The following is a 17,106-nucleotide window of genomic DNA, read 5'->3' on the forward strand; positions in this document are numbered from 1 at the left end:
AATCGAACGCGCCTTTCCAGTCGGATGGCTGTTACATCCTAGGGACTGATTCGTTTTAAGATGCACGGCCCCACTGGTTGACCGTAGGCTGTACATTCGGCATGAATTTCGGCAAACCCCTGTACGAAGCTTCCGATGCACAGCCCCAAAAGTGCCGCAATGACGACATAGGCCCATACACGATCTGTTGGCATTGGCTGGCGCTTCATCCACGAATCTACACAGCGGGCTCCGTAGAATAGAAAGTACAGGGCGATTAACGCAGCTACGCCGATTGCCGAGTAAAAGCCCAGCGAAAAGATACTGAGCGGTTTAAGAAACTCCATTGCACATCTCCTTTTTTAAAGTGCGGCTCGATTGAAGCACTCTGGCATCACGCCCGCCACTCAACTGCGTGTAGTTTCTAGCGCTCGCGTGGCTTGATCACAGGACGCACTCCAAATGCACAGGCCTATGCCTCCTGCGTCACTACTTGTACTGTCCGAGCTAACCGACATGGGCATCCGCTTGGCGCCCGCCCCCGAAGTGTGGGAATGGCTCCAAGTCGAGATCCTTGCCAATACCGGTAGCATCCACAACCCAGACCATGCTCACCTGATCGACGCCGACGTGCGGGTCATGTGGGCATCGTCAGCATTCGAAAAGCAGGGCCGCACAGTCCTGGGCCAGGCCGAGCAGGTAGCGTTCCGCGCTGGAGGTTGGCAGAAGGCCCGGATGGAGCAACAAATGCGCGATTGGTTCGGCGATGTGCCGGCCTACATCATCACCCTGGCTGCTGACTACTGTGCCCAATGCAGCGATGCCGACTTCTGTGCGCTGGTTGAACATGAGCTGTACCACATCGCCCAGGCGAAGGATCAGTACGGCGCACCCAAGTTCACCCAGGAAGGCTTGCCCAAGCTTGAGATGCGCGGACACGACGTTGAAGAGTTCGTCGGTGTCGTCCGCCGCTACGGTGCAAGCCCTGACGTTCAAGCGTTGGTGGACGCTGCAAACAAACCTGCTGAGGTGGGGAAACTGAAAATATCGAGGGCCTGCGGAACCTGTCTGCTCAAGTTGGCCTGATTCTGTGACAGGTTTTGACGGATGAACCCCATATGGCAGTACTACGAAGCGAGGTCAAAGCCTTCATTGTTCAGGCACTTGCCTGCTTTGATACGCCATCTCAGGTGGTGGCAGCGGTCAAGACGGAATTCGGCATAGAGATCAGTCGTCAGCAGTGTGAATCGCACGACCCGACTAAGTATGCAGGGCAGGGGCTTGGCGCGAAGTGGGTAGAGCTATTCCATGCTGCCCGAAAGCGTTTCCGCGAAGAGACCGCGGACATACCGATTGCCAACCGTGCGTTTCGCCTCCGCACGCTTGGGCGCATGGCTGAGAAAGCCGAGAACATGAAGAACATGGCGCTGACTGCCCAGCTGCTGGAGCAGGCCGCCAAGGAGGTGGGTGACGTCTTCGTGAATCGCCGCCTTGAACCAATCAAACCCCCCGGATCAGAGGCGGGTGCCGAACCTGCCGCTGAATATGTGTTGAGGCCTGACGAAGATGTCCCTACCAGCCCGTACCTCTGATGGGCTGGTCGCACTGACGCCAAAGCAGGCGAACATTTATTGCTGGGGCTTCCAGCCTGAGGCGCGCTTTCGCGATGCGGTGTGCGGTCGCCGGTTCGGTAAGACTTTCCTCGGCAAGGCTGAGATGCGCCGGGCCGCAAAGCTCGCTGCTGCCTGGAACGTCAGCGTCGAGGATGAAATCTGGTACGCCGCGCCGACGCAGAAGCAGGCCCGTCGGGTTTTCTGGCGCAGGCTGAAACAGGCCATCCCGAAATCTTGGCTGGCGACCAAGCCGAACGAAACGGACATGTTGATCACGCTGAAGAGCGGTCACTTACTCCGGTGTGTCGGTCTGGAGAACTACGACGATCTGCGAGGTTCAGGTCTGTTCTTCATCCTTGTGGACGAATGGGCCGACTGCAAATACGCCGCTTGGGAAGAAGTCATCCGGCCGATGCTGTCGACCTGCACCTACACGCTCCCGAACGGCGAGGTTCGAAAGGGCGGTCATGCACTGCGCATTGGCACACCAAAAGGATTCAACCACTGCTACGACACGTTTCAAGACGGTAAGCCAGGACATGAGCCTGACCACCGTAGCTGGCTTTACACCTCACTCGATGGTGGCAACGTTCCGCCGGAAGAAATCGAGGCTGCCCGTCGCAAGATGGATCCCCGGACGTTCCGGCAAGAGTATGAGGGCAGCTTTGAGAACTACCAGGGCGTCGTCTACTACACGTTCAACCGTGAGGCGAACCGCACCAGCGAGACGATTAAGCGCGGTGAGGCGCTACACATCGGCATGGACTTCAACGTTATGAAGATGGCGGCCGTGGTGCACGTCATTCGTGACGATCTGCCCCTGGCGCTCAGCGAGTTCTCGGAGGTGCGCGACACGCCCGAGATGATCGAGAAGATCAAGCTTCGGTTTCCTGATCACAGCATTGCGATCTACCCGGACGCCAGCGGCCAGAACACCAGCAGCAAGAGCGCAAGCGAGTCGGACCTGTCACTACTGAAGAAGGCCGGCTTCACCGTTATCGTGGACACGACAAACCCCGCGGTGAAGGACCGGGTCAACGCCATGTGCGCAATGTTCGCCAACACATACGGCGAGCATCGCTACTTGGTCAACGTCGACCAGTGTCCGAAATACACGCAGTGCCTGGAACGCCAGATCTACACGGATAAGGGCGAGCCCGACAAGAAGGCCGGATATGACCACCTGGTGGATGCGCCCGGCTACTTCATTGCCAAGCGCTACCCGATCAAGACACGCACAGGCGGAACACGCCGAATTGGAGGCTTGGCCTGATGCCAGTGCAATCGACAAACCCCGACTACGACGCGCACATCGCCGAGTGGAAAATGATGGACGATGCGCTCGAGGGCGAGTGCGCCGTCAAGCGTAACGAGCGCAACTTGCCTAAGCCCAGCGGCATGACCGAAGCTGAAAAGCTCGACGGCGTGGGCAACAAGTATCTCTACGAGAACTACACGGCCAGGGCTCAGTACGAACACTGGGTCCGCGATGCGTTGCGTTCGATGATGGGACTGGTATCGCGGTTGATTCCCGAGATCAAGCTTCCATCTGGCATGCAGGGGCTGGAGGAAAACGCCACATCTGACGGCTTCGGCCTCAAGCAACTGTTCTTTCGAATGGTTCGCCAGGCTATTTCCCATGGCCGGGTGCCGCTGGTAGTCAATATTGATGAGGGTGGCGAGCCGTATTTCTCGACCTATGCCACTCGCAACGCCATCAACTGGAAGGTGGGCAGCCAGGGCGGCCGGCAGGACCTGATCCTTTCCGTGTTTCGAGAGTTCCGCGACAACAAGGAGGATGAGTACGACCACGACAGCAAGATGGTCTACCGCGTCTTCAAGATGATCGACAACGTCTGCCACAGCGAAGTGCTGGGGGAAGACGGCGCGGTTATCGAGGAGCTGAGACCGCTTGGCACCACTGGTGCTGATGCCCGGCTGATCAAAGGTCTGTATTACTTGCCGGTGATCTACTGCGGCTCGACCGACAACTCGCCTGAAGTGGACGAGGTGCCGCTGCTGACGATGGCGCGGGCCGCCCTGAAGTCCTACCAACTCAGCGCTGACTACTTCACCGCGCTGCATCAGACCAGTCACCCACAACCTTGGGTTTCTGGGCTTGATGACTCGGTAGAGCTGAGCGTGACCGGTCCATCGGCAGCGTGGGATCTCGGCCCGAATGGCAAGTGCGGCTATCTGGAGTTCCAGGGGGCTGGCATTGAAGCTGTTCGCACGGCCATGGACGACCAGAAGAACGCCGCTCTTGAAGCTGGCGCCAAGGTCATGGACGTGGGCGGCACTGAGTCAGGGGAGGCTCGTAAAACTCGCCAGAACGACCAGCACGCCACGCTGCACAGCATTGTCATCACGGTGGCAGAAGCGGTGGAGCAGGCATTGCGGTACGCCGCCGAGTGGACGGGTTACGACCCGGATCAGATCACGTTCAAGGTGAAGCCTGAATTCGTGATGCCTGAAGTTGATGCCCAGGTCTTGGCCGAACTGCACAAGGGCGTCATGGCGGGGACAATCAGCGCCGACACCTACTGGCAGTACCTCACCACCGGCAAGCTGCCGGAACGCCCATACGACGAAGAGGCCGAACTGATCAGCGACGAGCGCGAATCGGCCGGCATCAACTTGGACAAAGACGATGCCGACGACAAGCTTGATGCAGGCGGACAGCCAGCTACTGGAGCAGACGACACGTCACTCGGTGATGATCGAGCGGCTTAAGGCCGGCGAGGTCAAGAAGTTCGAGAAGTACCTGCGCCAGATCGACAAGCTGGTGCGCGAGCAACTGACCCGCAAGGAGCTGACCACCTACAGCCGAGACCGACTTGAGCAGTTCCTGTCCCGGGTGGATGGCAAGCTGTTGGAGATCTACAAGGCCTACAGCAATCTGGTGCAGGCAGATCTGGTTGATATCGCGCTGTATGAGGCGACCTTCGAGGCCAATAGCCTGAGCAATGCGCTGTCGATTGATGCCGTGGTCCCGACAAATACGGCGATCCGCGCTGCGGTGTTCTCTTACCCTTTGCAGGTGAAGGGGGTAAACGGCGGCAAGCTGCTGAAGAGCTTCTTGAGTGGCTGGACCAGAACCGAAACGATGCGGGTGACGAACACCATCCGCTTGGGCTTCGGCCAAGGTCAGACGAACGCCCAAATCATCCAGGCGATTCGCGGTACCGCGGCGCAGAACTTCACCGACGGCATTCTCGCAGTGAGCAATCGCAATGCGGCCGCCGTGGTGCAAACGGCGATCCAGCACGTGGCCACCACCGCACGGATGGAGACACTTAAGGCGAATAGGGACGTGGTGCTGGGTTATCGCTGGGTGTCGACGCTGGACCGCAAGACCTCGCAGCAATGCAAGGGCCTGGATGGCATGCGCTTCGATCTTGGCAAAGGACCGCTGCCGCCGGCGCATATCAACTGCCGGTCGACGACGGTACCGACAACCCGGATTTCGGAGATGTTCGCCAAGGATGCCACGCGCGCCTCGGTTGGCGACCACGGCGGGGCCCAGGTCGACGCAAGCCTGAACTATTACGAGTGGCTGGCAACGCAACCAGCGAGCTTTCAGGATCATGCCTTGGGGCCGGTACGCGGCAAGTTGTTTCGCAACGGCGGCCTGACGCCGGAAAAGTTCGCCAAACTGCAGCTCGACAAGTCATTCAAGCCGCTGACCCTGGCTCAACTCAAGGAACTCGAGCCTGACATGTTCACCCGAGCAGGCGTTACACTCGGCGCTTAATCAAGCTGAGCCTACCTATGCTTGTCATCGTCGAAGATGGAACAGGAAGACCGGACGCAAACAGCTTTGTGCCGTTGGAGAAGCTGGTCTTCTACCGCAATTACTATGGCTTCCCGCTTCCTGCTACTGAAAACGAGCAGAAGGCCTTGCTGTTGCGTGCTGCTGCCGACATGAACGCCATGGAATGGAAGGGCGCCAAGACGCGAGACGCGCAGGCGATGGCCTGGCCCCGGCGGCAGTGCAGGGTTGGAATGGAAATTCTGTCTGAAACGTTTGTCCCGTTCGAAATTGAATGGGGTCAACTCCGGCTGGCAGTAGAGCTGTACGCAGCGGATAACGGGTTCGGCATTCCTGAGCCTGCCTTCGGCACCGAGAAAGACGGGGAGCGCGTGGCATTGCTGCGCGGCAACCCTGGCGCCATGCTTCGACCTCCACCGTATGCACCGAGCAGGACGCAGTTTGCCGATTACCTGGTGATGCGCGGGCTTTCGATAGTCCGATAAAACACAGAATTCACACCAAGCCGCCCAATGGGCGGTTTTTTTATGCCCGCAAAGCGGGCCGACCAAACCCAAGGGGTGCACCAAGTGGCAGACGAAAACCAGATTGATCTTGAAGACCCAGCAGTCAAAACCGCCATTGCTGCCGCAGTGGAAGCAGCGACACAAGGCCTCAAGAACAAAAACACCGAGCTGCTTGGCTCGCTCAAAACGACCAAAACGGAGCTGGAAGGCTTCAAAACCCAGTTCGAAGGCCTGGACATCGATGCGGTGAAGGGCTTGCTGAACAAGGTCGGCCAGGATGAAGAGACCAAGCTGATCGCGGAAGGCAAGCTCGACGAGGTCATCACCCGTCGCACCGAGCGCCTGCGCACCGACTACGACAAGCAGTTGGCCGCTCAGAAAGAGCGTGCCGATAAGGCCGAGGCCTTCGCCGCCAAGTACAGCGACAAAGTCTTGGCCGATTCCATCCGCGCAGCCGCCATCAAGGCCGGAGCGCTCCCCGAGGCCGCAGAGGACATCATCCTGCGCGCCCGGGGCACTTTCAAACTCAGTGAAGACGGCGAGGCGATCGCCACTGACCGTGATGGCGAGGTCATCTACGGCAAGGACGGCAAAACGCCTTTGTCGCCGCTCGAATGGGCGGAGTCGCTGCGTGAAACAGCAACACACCTCTGGCCAAGGGCTCAGGGTACCGGGCAGACCGGTGACAACGGTGGCAAGGCTACCAAAAAGTGGGGGGAGCACACCGAGCAAGAGCGCGCCGCGCTGGCCCGAGACAACCCCGAAGCATACAAGCGACTCAAAGCCACTCAAGGAACCTAATCCATGGCCACCACGCAACTTGCTGACATCTTCGTCAGCGACTATTACGCCGATCTGGCGCCGGTTAATTCGCCAGAAAAGACCGCCGTTTTCGAATCCGGCATCATTGTTAAATCTCCCGAACTGGATGCCATCGCATCGAACGGCCAGGGTACTGCCGAGATTGCCTATTGGCAGGATCTCGACGCAGACGAAGAGCCGAACATCTCGAACGATGATCCAGACGACCTGGGCGAAGTCGGCAAGGCCGAGCAGGGCAGCATGCGTGCGCGCACGCTGTACCTCAACAAAGGCTACGGCGTTGCTGACTTGACCACGGAGCTGGCGCGTACCGAGCCGATGCAGCACATTCGCAATCGCTTCGGCACCTACTGGACTCGCCGCTGGCAGCGTTACCTGCTGGGCGCGGCTCGCGGCATCATCGCCTCGAACATCGCCAACGACGCAGGTGACATGGTGGTTGATGCCGGTGCGACCATCAGCGCCGGTGCGTTCCAGGACGCTGCGTTCACTTCTGGTGATGCTGCTGACGTGTTCTCGGCCATCGGCGTTCATTCGGTAGTGATGAACCAGATGGTCAAGCAGGACCTCATCGAGTACCTGCGTGATTCCGATGGCAAGATCATCCTGGCGACCTATCTGGGCAAGCCGGTGTTCATGGATGACAGCCTGGTTTACGGTCCCGGTCAGTACCTGTCCGTGTTCTTCGGTCAAGGCGCCTTCGGCTACGGCGAGGGAAATCCGGCAAACCCTGTTGAACTGGAGCGGAAGCCTTCCGGCGGTAACGGTGGTGGCGCCGAGGTCCTGTGGGAGCGTAAGACCATGATCTTGCAGCCTGCTGGCTTTAGCTGGAAAGGCAGCGAGAATCGCAACCTCAGCCCGACCGCGACCCAGTACGCGGCCGCAGCCAACTGGGAGCGCGTCTTCGACCGCAAGCAGGTCCCTTTCGCCGCCGTGATCAGCGGCACCGTTACCCCGTAACTCAGCCTCGGCGGGGCGCTTGATTGCGCCCTGGCCGATCTGGAGAGAGTCATGAAGATTATCTACACCGACAAGCCGGGCAACGAGTCCGGGGTCTGTTATCGCCTGCTCGACCAGTTCTTCGGCGTCATTGGTGGGGCCAAGGAGGTGGTGGTTGATGGTGACAAGCCGAACATCATCGAGGCTTACAAGCGCGCCGGGATCATCGTAACTGACGGCAAGGCCCCCCTCTTGCGTGAAGACAGCCCAACGGTCGCCGAGTTCATCGCCGCCGGCTACAAGGCGAGCGCCTATCCTCCCGAAGGCTATGCCTCGCGCAGCACTCCCGAGGAAATCGCGGAAGCGTTGAGGGCTGAGCAGGTTCCGCCTGAAACTGACCCTCTGAAAATGAAGGTCCCGGAGTTGAAAGAGTGGCTCACCAGCAAGGGCATCGCCTTCGAGTCCACCGCGCTGAAAGAAGACCTGCAGGCCTTGGTGCCTAAGGAATAAGGGCAAGCACATGACCGATTTCATCACCGTTGCCGAGGTTGACACCCTGCTGGGTCCTGGCTGGGCCGGCACCGGTGATCCGGTCCTTGCTGTGACCATGGCCAATGCCTGGCTCACGGCCAAGATTAATCGACCTGTTGCCGATCCGACCCCCGAAGCCATCAAGCTTGCTGGCGCTCAGGTCGCGAAAGAGGCGGCGGCGGGCAAGTTGTACACGTCCACGCAGAAGGAAGTGCAAAGCAAGACGGTATCGGCTCAGTCTGGCACCTCGGTCAGCAAAACCTACGTGGCCGGCTCTACCGATCAGTCGGCGGGCGTGAACTTCGCCCTGGCGCTTCTGGCGCCTTGGATCAAGCGCTCAGGCGTGATGATGCTGAAAAGGATCTAACCATGGGGATGCGCGAAGAGATCCAGTCGGAACTGGCCGAGGCGTTTGACGACCCGGATGGCCTGGCCGATGCCGTGAAGCCTGTAGTCGGGGTTCGGAAAGTCCAGGGCGAATATGACCCTGAAACCGGAACCATCCCTGAAGTCATCACAAACTATGCAGGGCGTGGCATTTTCGGCAGCTACCTCAGCAAGGAAATCGACGGGACGTTGATCCAGACGACCGACCAGAAGCTCACCATCCTGCAGAACGAATTATTCATCACGCTGCTTGGCGTTCCGACCGCCACCGTGGCGACGCCTGAAATTGGCGATGTCATCGGTGGCAAGCGAGCCCTGAACGTTAGCCAGGATCCCGCGGGTGCAACCTGGACCGTTCAGTTGAGGGTTTGATATGGCAAATCGCGGAACAGGCCAGTCCGGCAGCTTCGCCCTGAGCCTGGCGGAATTCGCCCAGCAAGCAACCGAAGCCATCGATGCCAGTCTGCGAGAGATCATCATCGAGATCGGTAGCAGCGTTATCCGTATGTCACCGGTCGGCAACCCGGAAATCTGGGCGGCGAACGTCGCTCATCGGCAGGCCAATACTCAGGCGGCTGATGACTATGATTTCAAGGTTGCCGTTCGAAACACCGTCATCAATCTGACCGACAGCAACTTCACCAAGGCTGGAAAGCTGAAGCGCGGCGTCAAATATGCCAAGCCCCTGACAAAGGCCGAGCGCGACCAGAACTTCAACGTGAACGGACTGGTCGCCGGCAAGGACTATGTGGGCGGGCGATTCCGCGGAAACTGGAATTTCTCGATTGGCTCACCGGATAACAGTTTTCGAATTCAACCGGACCCGACAGGCGAGGCCACCATGGCCCGACTGGTCAATGGTGCGATTGAGTTCAAGGCGGGGCAGACAGCCTTCATTGTGAACAATCTGCCGTACGCGATCCCGCTTGAGTTCGGGCATTCGACCCAAGCCCCGGGCGGCATGGTCCGTATCACCGTGGCCCGCTTCCAGCAGATCGTGCTGGAGGCCATCAGGAACAATCAGGTATGAGCCACAAGATAATCCGCGCGTTGCTGGAATCGCGCCTGAAGGCCTGGGCATCCGCTCGAACGCCGACGCTGCGCGTCGCCTACCAGAACGTGCCATTTACCCCAAACAACGGTGAAACGTACCTGAGGGCGTTCCTGCTTCCCGCCGGGACCGACAGCAACGACCTGGCCGGCGCGCATCGGCTCTACACCGGGCTGTTTCAAATCACCATCGTGACGCCGACCGGTAATGGTCCCGCCGGCGCAGAGACGATTGCTGATGAGCTCGCTGCGCTGTACCCGCTGAATGATCGGCTTGTTCGCGACGGGATCACAGCCCTGATTATGACTCCGGTCGAGCCAGGCCCTGAGCAGACCGAGGACACAGCCTTCACTTTGCCGGTGTCCTTCCAGTACCGAGCCGACACGACTTAATCCGCCCGTTGGGCAACCCCGAAACCCGCCATCGAGCGGGTTTTGTCATTTCTGCACAGAGGAAAACCCATGAGCGTTTCTATTCCCAACGGCACTACTTTTGAAATCGCGAGCGTGATGAGTGTCGCAACGCCTTTCACAGCGATCACCAACACAAATCCGGCCGTGTTGACGGCGGCGGCCCACGGTCTGGCCGATGGCGACATCATCGTCGTTGACTCGGGCTGGGCGAAACTCAACGGCCGTCCGGCTCGGGTCATTGACTCCGACGTCGGCGACTTCGCCGCGGAAGGGATCAACACTACCAACGTCAAGAGTTTCCCAGCAGGTTCGGGCGCCGGCTCTGTCCGTTCCGCTTCTGGCTGGACCCAGATCGCTCAGATCACTGAGCCGGCGGCAAATGGTGGCGACCAGCAATTCCTGACCTACGGCTTCCTGGAGGATGACGACGACCGTCAACTCCCGACCACCAAATCGGCCAGCAGCATGACGCTGCCGGTTGCAGACGACCCCACCCAGGCATTCGTAGCGGTCGTTGAGGCTGCGGACGAAGACAAGGAACCGCGGCTGATTCGCGCAAATCTCCCGTCCGGCTCGACCATTCTCTACTACGCGTATGTGTCGATCACCGCGACCCCTACGCTGAGCCGGAACAACATCATGACCCGGACCATCACTCTGTCGTTCGCGTCCCGACCAATGCGCTACAACGCCTAAGGAGGCCTTATGGCAAAGTTCTCTATCGCGCCAAAGCCGACCTTCACGGTTGATGTAGCTATTCCCCAGGTGGGCGGCAAGCCAGTCATGGTGCCGTTCACGTTCCAGTACCGAGATCGAACCGCCCTGGCAGAACTGTTCGACGCCTGGAGCGCGAAAGCCGAAGCCCTCAACGAGAGCTTCAAGGGCACTGAGCCCACCATTTCGCAGATCACCGAAGCAGAAGTCGAGCAAGGTGTTGATCAGATCCGGGCTTTGGTTGTTGCCTGGGGTTTCAGCGACAAGCTCAACGACGAATCCATCACCGCCCTGGTGAAGAGCTGCATCGGTGTTTCGGATGCGGTGGTAAAGGCCTACAGCGATGCCTTCGGCAAGGCCCGCCTGGGAAACTGACGGCCGCCGCCCGGGCGCTCTACGAGCCAGCCGCTACCGCCGAACAACTAGCGGTATTCGGATTCTCCCCTGAAGACTATGACGAGACGTTCGAGGTCTGGCCGGACGCCTGGTATTCGTTCCTCGTCATGGACGCCATGGGCACTCAATGGCGCACCGGCGCGTGCGGCGCGACCGGCCTTGATTACGGCGTGCTCCCCAGTGTGATGCGCCTGGTTGGAGTGCCGGCGAACCAGCGGCAGACAGTTTTTCAGGATCTCCGCGTGATGGAATCGGAAGCTATCGCGGTTATGGCTGACATGCGTGACAACCGCCCGTAACAACGGGCACTTATTCAAGGTGAGTCGATGAACATTGCAGAACTCGGCGTCAAGATCGACTCGGCCGATGCGATTCAGGCGAAAACTAGTCTGGATGAAATGGCGAAGGCTGGCGGTCGGGCCGAGCAGTCCGCCGTTTCGCTGATGAATGAAATGCAGGCCCTGGAGAAGTCGCTGTCCACCGGCGCCAAAACCACCCAGGACCTGGCGAAGCAGCGGGACGCTCTCGCCAAGCTGACCAAGACCGGCGCCTATGGCGAGGCTGAGTTCACCAAGATCACCGCCCAGCTCGACAAGCAACAGGTCGCCCTTGCCAAATCCACCATGGATGAGCAGAAGGCGCTCAACAGTTTGCTCGGCGCTATCGACCCGGCCCGCGCCGCCGTGGCGAAGCTGGATAAACAAGTTGAGGATCTGGGTAAGCACCTGGACGCCGGCCGAATCAGCCAAGACCAGTACAACGCATCACTCGGGAAAATCGATAAGGATTACGCGAAGCTCGAAAAGACCTCCAACGGATTCGACAAACTGCGGCTCGGTTCACGCCAGGCTCAGGAGAACGTCGTCCAGCTCGGCAACGCTCTGTCGTCGGGAGACTGGGGTAGCGGTGTGCGTGCCGTAGCTCAGTTGGGGGCAGGCGCGGGCGCTTCTGCTGCCGGACTGCTCGCGATCCTTGCTCCTATCGCACTGGCAACGGCAGCCGTCGGCGCGCTTGGAGTTGCCTTTTACAAGGGTGGTAAAGAGCAGGACGACTTCAACAAATCACTGACCCTGACCGGCAACTATGCAGGCGTGAGTGCCGGGCAACTTGGCGACATGGCTCGGCAGGTGAGCGCCACCATTGGCACAACCGGTGCGGCTGCCGATGTTCTGGCCTCATTGGCTGGCAGCGGCAAGATCGCTGGCGAAAGTTTCGTAGGCATCGCCCAGGCCGCCATTTCGATGCAGGAAGCCACGGGCAAGGCTGTCGGTGACACTGTCGCAGAGTTCAAAAAGCTGGCAGATGACCCAGTCAAGGCCTCCGCCGCGCTTAACGAGCAGTATCACTACCTGACGGCTTCGGTCTACTCGCAGATCGCCGCTCTGGAAGAGCAGGGTGACCATGCTGGCGCTGTGAAGCTCGCGACCGAGCAATATGCCGACGCCATCAACGAGCGCACGCCAAAGATCCTCGAAAACCTGAGCTTCTGGGAGAAGGGATACAACGAAGTTGCCCGGGCGGCTGATCGCCTGAAGAATCTGGGCCGCCAAGACATCGGTGCTGATATTGAGCAGGCCCGGCGAGACCTGGCCGGCGCTCAGTCCGGCAATGTTGGTCTGTTCCAGAACAAGCAGGAGATGATCGATCTCTACACGAATCGGTTGAACATGCTGGAGGATCAGCAGGCGGCCGAGGCTGACATCGCAAAGTGGCAGGGCGAACAGGCCAAGGCACAGATGAGCGCCGTGTCCGCCATGGCGAAAATCGACGCGCTCACGAAGTCGTCACTGACCAATGAGCAGAAGCGCGCGGACGCGATCAAGGATTACAAGAAGCAACTCGACGATATCCGCAAGGTTGACCCCAAGGACGCCCGACTCGACCAGGCGGCAATCGACAAGAATATTTCCAACATCAACGCCAAGTTTAAGGACCCGAAGGGAGCCGCGGGCAGCGTCGACCTGACCGGATTCAACAACGCGAAAAACATCCTGGCCGAAACCCTGGCCTATTACAAAAACGCCGACAAGGAGCTGGAGGCTTCGCAGCGCGCCGGGGTCATAAGTCAGGCGAGCTACACCGAACAGCGGGTCAGTCTGCTGAAGCAGGAAGCGGTTGAGGTTGCCCAGGGTTACGAGGCGGAAATCTCAGCATTGGAGGCGGCGAAGACCAAAAAGGGAACGACTGCCTCGCAGATCATCCAGATCGACCAGAAGATCAGCGATGCACGCTTCGCGATGGTCAAGGCCCAGCAGGAAACGGACAGCCAGCTCTCGATCATTGCAACCAATGAGGAAGGCCGGCTGCGCAAGCAGACCCTGGCAGTCAGCACATACACCGGGGCGCTACAGCGGCAAGTGGAAACGCTTCGCCAGCAGGGTATTCGTGCTGCATCTGGTCTCGGCCAAGGTGATCGCCAGCGTGGGCTGACGGACCAGCAGAACGGCATCGACGACCGCGTCAACCAGCAGCGCCTGGAACTGGCAAATCAGTACGGCGACGGCTCGCGAGGCATGAGCCTCGACGAGTACACGCAGAAGCTCAATGCACTGAAAGCCACGCAGCAGGATCTGCACGACACCGTCCAGGCCAACTATGACGACATGACTGCTGCCCAGGGTAGCTGGAGTGCCGGAGCATCGTCGGCATGGCAGAACTACCTGGAATCTGCGCGGGACGTGGCCGGGCAGACCAAACGCCTGTTCACCAACGCCTTCAGCTCAATGGAGGATGCGATCGTCAACTTCGCCATGACCGGGAAGCTGTCGTTTGCGGATTTCACCAAGTCGATTCTCGCGGATATGGCGCGAATTGCGACAAGGACTGCGGCATCCGAAGGGCTCAGTGCTTTGTTCGGTCTGGCTGCGTCGGCCGCGGGCTCTTACTTCGGCGGCACGTCATCGGCCGGCTCAACCCAGGCCGGGTACTCCGGCGACCTATCAGGCTTCACCCCGGGCAGCATTCAGGCCAAGGGCGGCGCCTGGTCGGGCGGCGTACAGATGTTCGCCAATGGTGCTGCCTTCACCAACTCCATCGTCAGCAAGCCGACAGCGTTCGGCATGGCCGGCGGAGGTATTGGCGTGATGGGGGAGGCGGGGGAGGAGGCGATCATGCCGCTGACCCGCACGGCTGGAGGTCAGTTGGGTGTCCGGGCAATCAGTGGTGGCGGCAGTGGCGGTGAGAACGTTTACAACTTCCCAGTGGCAGTTTCCGTGCAGACCACCGGTGACGGCGGCACGACCACCACGGAAGACACCACGCAACTGGGCAAGGGCATCCAACAGGCAGCCAAGGTCGAAGCTGAAACGGCTATCTCCAGGGGCCTGCAGCCAGGCGGCGCCATCTGGCGCGTTATCAACGGGAGGGGCTGATGGCTATCGAAACGTTCACCTGGCCCACCCAGCATGGAGACGCACCCGAGATCACCTATCGGGTGCGCACCGCGCAGTTCGGCGACGGCTACAAGCAGGTCGCCGGCGACGGGCCGAACAACAAGGAAGACTCCTATCCGATTACCTACACCGGGTCACGCGCCAGGGTGCAGGAGATCATGGACTTTCTCGACCGCCATGCCGGCGCCAAGGCTTTCCTCTGGACCACGCCGCTGGGTCAGCTTGGCCTCTTTTCCTGCGTGAATCCTACTCCCACCCCTGTTGGGGGCGGAGTCTTCAAGCTCACGGCCACATTCAACCGGGCCTTCCAACCATAAGGGGCAATCATGCCGCTGATCAGTGACATCCAGGTTCTCGAACCTGGCAGCGAAGTGCTGCTCTTCGAATTGGACGGCTCCGACTACGGTGCGGACATCCTGCGCTTCCATGGGCACGCTATCCCGCACACCGAGGCCGAGTTGATCGCCGCCGGCGCCGCAGCCGATGAACTGCCGGCGAAGCCGATCTACTGGCAGGGCAACGAGTACGGCGCCTGGCCGATGCAGCTTGACGGCATCGAATCCAACGGCGACGGCACGGCGGTCAGACCAACGTTGTCGGTGGGTAACGTCAATGGCCGCATCACAGCCTTGTGCCTAGCCTTCGAGGACCTGCTCGAGTTCAAGCTGACCATGCGGCACACGCTGGGCACGTACCTGGACGCCGAGAACTTCCCCGGCGGCAATCCCCAGTCAGACCCGACCCAGGAGACGATCGAAGTCTGGTACATCGACCAGAAGACGAACGAGGACGGGGAGACGGTCACCTGGGAGCTTGCCAGCCCGGGCGACGTGGGCGGGGAGTCCATCGGCCGCCAGGCTACGACACTTTGCCATTGGTGCCTGACCGGCGGCTACCGTGGGCCGAACTGCGGCTACACCGGGCCCTACGTGACGAAGGACGGGGTCGTCACCGACAACCCGGAGCTGGACGAATGTGACGCCACGCTGGGCCGGGGCTGCATCCCGCGCTTTGGCGAGGGGAACGCCTTGCCCTTCGGTGGATTCCCTGCCGTTTCCCTGATCGCCCGGAGCTGACCATGCGCAAACACATCTTGACCGCGATCCAGGCGCACGCGGCAGAGACCTATCCGGCCGAGTGCTGCGGGCTTCTTCTGGCCCTGGGTCGAAAGCAGCAGTACTTCCCATGCAAGAACATCGCGGCCGAGCCGAGCGAGGAGTTCAGCATCGATCCGGAGGAATACGCCGCGGCTGAAGACCTGGGCGAGATCATCGGCATCATTCATTCGCACCCGGACGCCACCAGCCGGCCATCGCCGCGCGACCTGGCGATGTGCGAAGCCACGGCCATGCCCTGGCACATACTCAGTTGGCCCGAGGGAGACCTCAGAACGGTGGTGCCCACCGGCGAGACGCCGCTGCTGAAGCGGCCATTCGTCCACGGCGCCTGGGACTGCTGGCAGGTCTGCGCCGATTGGTACAAGCGCGAGTGGGGGCTTGAGTTCGAAGCATTCAAGCGTTCCGACGGCTGGTGGGAGAGCAAGGATAACGCCAGCCTGTACGAGACGAACTACGAGGATGCCGGCTTCTACCGCGTCGACCAGCCGCAGCGCGGCGACATGGTCGTGATGGAGGTGGGCCGGACGGTTCACCCGAACCACGCAGGGATTTTCCTCGCCGCTAATCCGGCGCTGCCCGGTGAAGACGCTGAAACCTTCGGGCCTGGGCCGTTCCTGCTTCACCATTTGTACGGCCGCCCGAGCGAAATTATCGTCTACGGCGGCCCTTGGCATGACAGGACGCGCCTGATCCTCAGGCACAAAGACGCAAAACAACCAACGTGACGCGGCAAGGTCGCAGGAGAGTGTATGCAGAAGAATGATCAGTTCAGCCCGGTAATCGCTTGGCGATCAATGCTGGGGAGCAAGCCAAACCGCGAGCCGGTAGAGGTTGATGTTCAAGATGGGCGCGCCGAGTATTTGCTCAGCGGCCCGTACAATCTTTCCGAAGGCGGTAAAATCGAAGTTGTTGGCGGCAGGCTTCTTTTTACCGGCAGTCGCCACAAGATCAGTTGATGTGGTGGAACGTTCTGGAGAAGTTACCGTCACCAAAGTAGTTAAGGTTGTCGGCTAGTATTAAGGCATACCCTGGGCCTACGGCCTTCAGCTCGTCCGAAATGGTTTGAAAGCTCGACTCTGAAAGAAACGTAATGACACCGCACCCCACCTCAACATCTTTGTATGCGAATTTGATCGCTACGGGGATGCAGTCTTCTTTCGAGGTGACGATGATGTAGGGGAAGATGGTTTGTCCTTCTTTCACATTGACCTCCAGGTCATAAACGCGCCGAAATTGGCGCAATCCCAGTCCTTGGGCTTGCAGGCAAAGGACTGGGAAATCCATTGAATGGCTCGCCAGTTAGTCGTTCCAGTCCCTCACAATGTAAAGGCTTGGTTTTCCATCTTTGCCTACTGGCTCGAATTCGAAGACGGCGGGGGATGAGCTTTGTTCGCTATGGAATCTGATGGTTCCGGCCCACGGATTTTTCGATGAGATCTCAACGCTCCGATGCAAGTGCTTTAGATCCGGATA

The 17,106-nt window shown here is 59.8% G+C and carries 23 protein-coding genes; 21 read left to right on the forward strand and 2 right to left on the reverse strand.

Features of this window, described 5'->3' with window-relative positions; all coding sequences use genetic code 11:
- Positions 1-38 precede the first annotated feature (38 nt).
- The gene (locus HU811_RS02110) at positions 39-326 is read right to left on the reverse strand and encodes a hypothetical protein (RefSeq protein WP_186653627.1); all 288 of its coding nucleotides are present in this window, start codon (positions 324-326) and stop codon (positions 39-41) included.
- 115 nt (positions 327-441) lie between these two features.
- Here HU811_RS02110 and HU811_RS02115 point away from each other — a divergent pair, with 115 nt between their 5' ends.
- The 21 genes from HU811_RS02115 to HU811_RS02215 all read left to right on the forward strand — a co-directional run bounded on the left by HU811_RS02115 (position 442) and on the right by HU811_RS02215 (position 16,589).
- The gene (locus tag HU811_RS02115; protein ID WP_186653629.1) at positions 442-1,065 is read left to right on the forward strand and encodes a putative metallopeptidase; all 624 of its coding nucleotides are present in this window, start codon (positions 442-444) and stop codon (positions 1,063-1,065) included.
- Positions 1,066-1,097: 32 nt separating this feature from the next.
- The gene (locus HU811_RS02120) at positions 1,098-1,571 is read left to right on the forward strand and encodes a DUF2280 domain-containing protein (protein WP_186653631.1); all 474 of its coding nucleotides are present in this window, start codon (positions 1,098-1,100) and stop codon (positions 1,569-1,571) included.
- Positions 1,546-2,865, forward strand: coding sequence for a phage terminase large subunit family protein (locus HU811_RS02125; RefSeq protein ID WP_186653633.1), 1,320 nt, complete (start codon positions 1,546-1,548; stop codon positions 2,863-2,865). The genes HU811_RS02120 and HU811_RS02125 overlap by 26 nt, the downstream gene beginning before the upstream one ends.
- A complete protein-coding gene (locus HU811_RS02130) occupies positions 2,865-4,325 on the forward strand; it encodes a DUF4055 domain-containing protein (RefSeq protein ID WP_186653636.1) in 1,461 nt (486 codons plus the stop codon). Before HU811_RS02125 ends, HU811_RS02130 begins: the two co-directional genes overlap by 1 nt.
- A complete protein-coding gene (locus tag HU811_RS02135) occupies positions 4,261-5,346 on the forward strand; it encodes a minor capsid protein (protein WP_186653699.1) in 1,086 nt (361 codons plus the stop codon). The genes HU811_RS02130 and HU811_RS02135 overlap by 65 nt, the downstream gene beginning before the upstream one ends.
- A gap of 17 nt (positions 5,347-5,363) precedes the next feature.
- A complete protein-coding gene (locus tag HU811_RS02140; RefSeq protein WP_186653638.1) occupies positions 5,364-5,849 on the forward strand; it encodes a DnaT-like ssDNA-binding protein in 486 nt (161 codons plus the stop codon).
- Positions 5,850-5,933: 84 nt separating this feature from the next.
- Complete coding sequence (locus HU811_RS02145) at positions 5,934-6,671, forward strand: hypothetical protein (RefSeq protein ID WP_186653639.1); 738 nt, start codon at positions 5,934-5,936, stop codon at positions 6,669-6,671.
- Positions 6,672-6,674: 3 nt separating this feature from the next.
- A complete protein-coding gene (locus HU811_RS02150) occupies positions 6,675-7,652 on the forward strand; it encodes a phage coat protein (protein ID WP_186653640.1) in 978 nt (325 codons plus the stop codon).
- Positions 7,653-7,703: 51 nt separating this feature from the next.
- Entirely contained in the window at positions 7,704-8,141 is a 438-nt protein-coding gene (locus HU811_RS02155) for a HeH/LEM domain-containing protein (protein ID WP_186653642.1), read from the forward strand.
- A 10-nt stretch (positions 8,142-8,151) separates the two neighbouring features.
- Positions 8,152-8,529, forward strand: a complete 378-nt coding sequence (locus HU811_RS02160; RefSeq protein WP_186653644.1) for a hypothetical protein — start codon at positions 8,152-8,154, stop codon at positions 8,527-8,529.
- A gap of 2 nt (positions 8,530-8,531) precedes the next feature.
- A complete protein-coding gene (locus tag HU811_RS02165) occupies positions 8,532-8,921 on the forward strand; it encodes a hypothetical protein (RefSeq protein WP_186653646.1) in 390 nt (129 codons plus the stop codon).
- A 1-nt stretch (position 8,922) separates the two neighbouring features.
- Positions 8,923-9,579, forward strand: a complete 657-nt coding sequence (locus HU811_RS02170; RefSeq protein ID WP_186653649.1) for a hypothetical protein — start codon at positions 8,923-8,925, stop codon at positions 9,577-9,579.
- The gene (locus HU811_RS02175) at positions 9,576-9,992 is read left to right on the forward strand and encodes a phage tail terminator-like protein (RefSeq protein WP_186653652.1); all 417 of its coding nucleotides are present in this window, start codon (positions 9,576-9,578) and stop codon (positions 9,990-9,992) included. Before HU811_RS02170 ends, HU811_RS02175 begins: the two co-directional genes overlap by 4 nt.
- 69 nt (positions 9,993-10,061) lie before the next feature.
- A complete protein-coding gene (locus HU811_RS02180) occupies positions 10,062-10,709 on the forward strand; it encodes a phage tail protein (RefSeq protein WP_186653655.1) in 648 nt (215 codons plus the stop codon).
- Positions 10,710-10,718: 9 nt separating this feature from the next.
- Positions 10,719-11,102 carry a phage tail assembly chaperone gene (locus HU811_RS02185; protein WP_186653657.1) on the forward strand — a complete coding sequence of 128 codons (384 nt, stop codon included), beginning with the start codon at positions 10,719-10,721 and terminating at the stop codon, positions 11,100-11,102.
- Positions 11,099-11,422, forward strand: a complete 324-nt coding sequence (locus tag HU811_RS02190) for a DUF1799 domain-containing protein (RefSeq protein WP_186653700.1) — start codon at positions 11,099-11,101, stop codon at positions 11,420-11,422. The genes HU811_RS02185 and HU811_RS02190 overlap by 4 nt, the downstream gene beginning before the upstream one ends.
- A gap of 27 nt (positions 11,423-11,449) precedes the next feature.
- The gene (locus tag HU811_RS02195) at positions 11,450-14,494 is read left to right on the forward strand and encodes a phage tail tape measure protein (RefSeq protein ID WP_186653660.1); all 3,045 of its coding nucleotides are present in this window, start codon (positions 11,450-11,452) and stop codon (positions 14,492-14,494) included.
- On the forward strand, positions 14,494-14,832 hold the full coding sequence (locus tag HU811_RS02200; RefSeq protein ID WP_186653663.1) for a phage tail protein: 339 nt from the start codon (positions 14,494-14,496) through the stop codon (positions 14,830-14,832). The genes HU811_RS02195 and HU811_RS02200 overlap by 1 nt, the downstream gene beginning before the upstream one ends.
- Before the next feature lie 9 nt (positions 14,833-14,841).
- The gene (locus HU811_RS02205; protein WP_186653666.1) at positions 14,842-15,591 is read left to right on the forward strand and encodes a phage minor tail protein L; all 750 of its coding nucleotides are present in this window, start codon (positions 14,842-14,844) and stop codon (positions 15,589-15,591) included.
- A 2-nt stretch (positions 15,592-15,593) separates the two neighbouring features.
- Positions 15,594-16,358, forward strand: coding sequence for a C40 family peptidase (locus HU811_RS02210; protein WP_186653669.1), 765 nt, complete (start codon positions 15,594-15,596; stop codon positions 16,356-16,358).
- A gap of 24 nt (positions 16,359-16,382) precedes the next feature.
- The gene (locus HU811_RS02215) at positions 16,383-16,589 is read left to right on the forward strand and encodes a hypothetical protein (RefSeq protein ID WP_186653670.1); all 207 of its coding nucleotides are present in this window, start codon (positions 16,383-16,385) and stop codon (positions 16,587-16,589) included.
- Here HU811_RS02215 and HU811_RS02220 read toward each other — a convergent pair.
- Positions 16,582-16,917, reverse strand: coding sequence for a hypothetical protein (locus HU811_RS02220; protein ID WP_186653671.1), 336 nt, complete (start codon positions 16,915-16,917; stop codon positions 16,582-16,584). The two genes, HU811_RS02215 and HU811_RS02220, sit on opposite strands and share 8 nt — an antisense overlap.
- Between the last annotated feature and the right edge of the window lie 189 nt (positions 16,918-17,106).

The organism is Pseudomonas tehranensis (genome assembly GCF_014268615.1).
In the GTDB taxonomy this organism is placed as follows: Bacteria; Pseudomonadota; Gammaproteobacteria; order Pseudomonadales; family Pseudomonadaceae; genus Aquipseudomonas; species Aquipseudomonas tehranensis.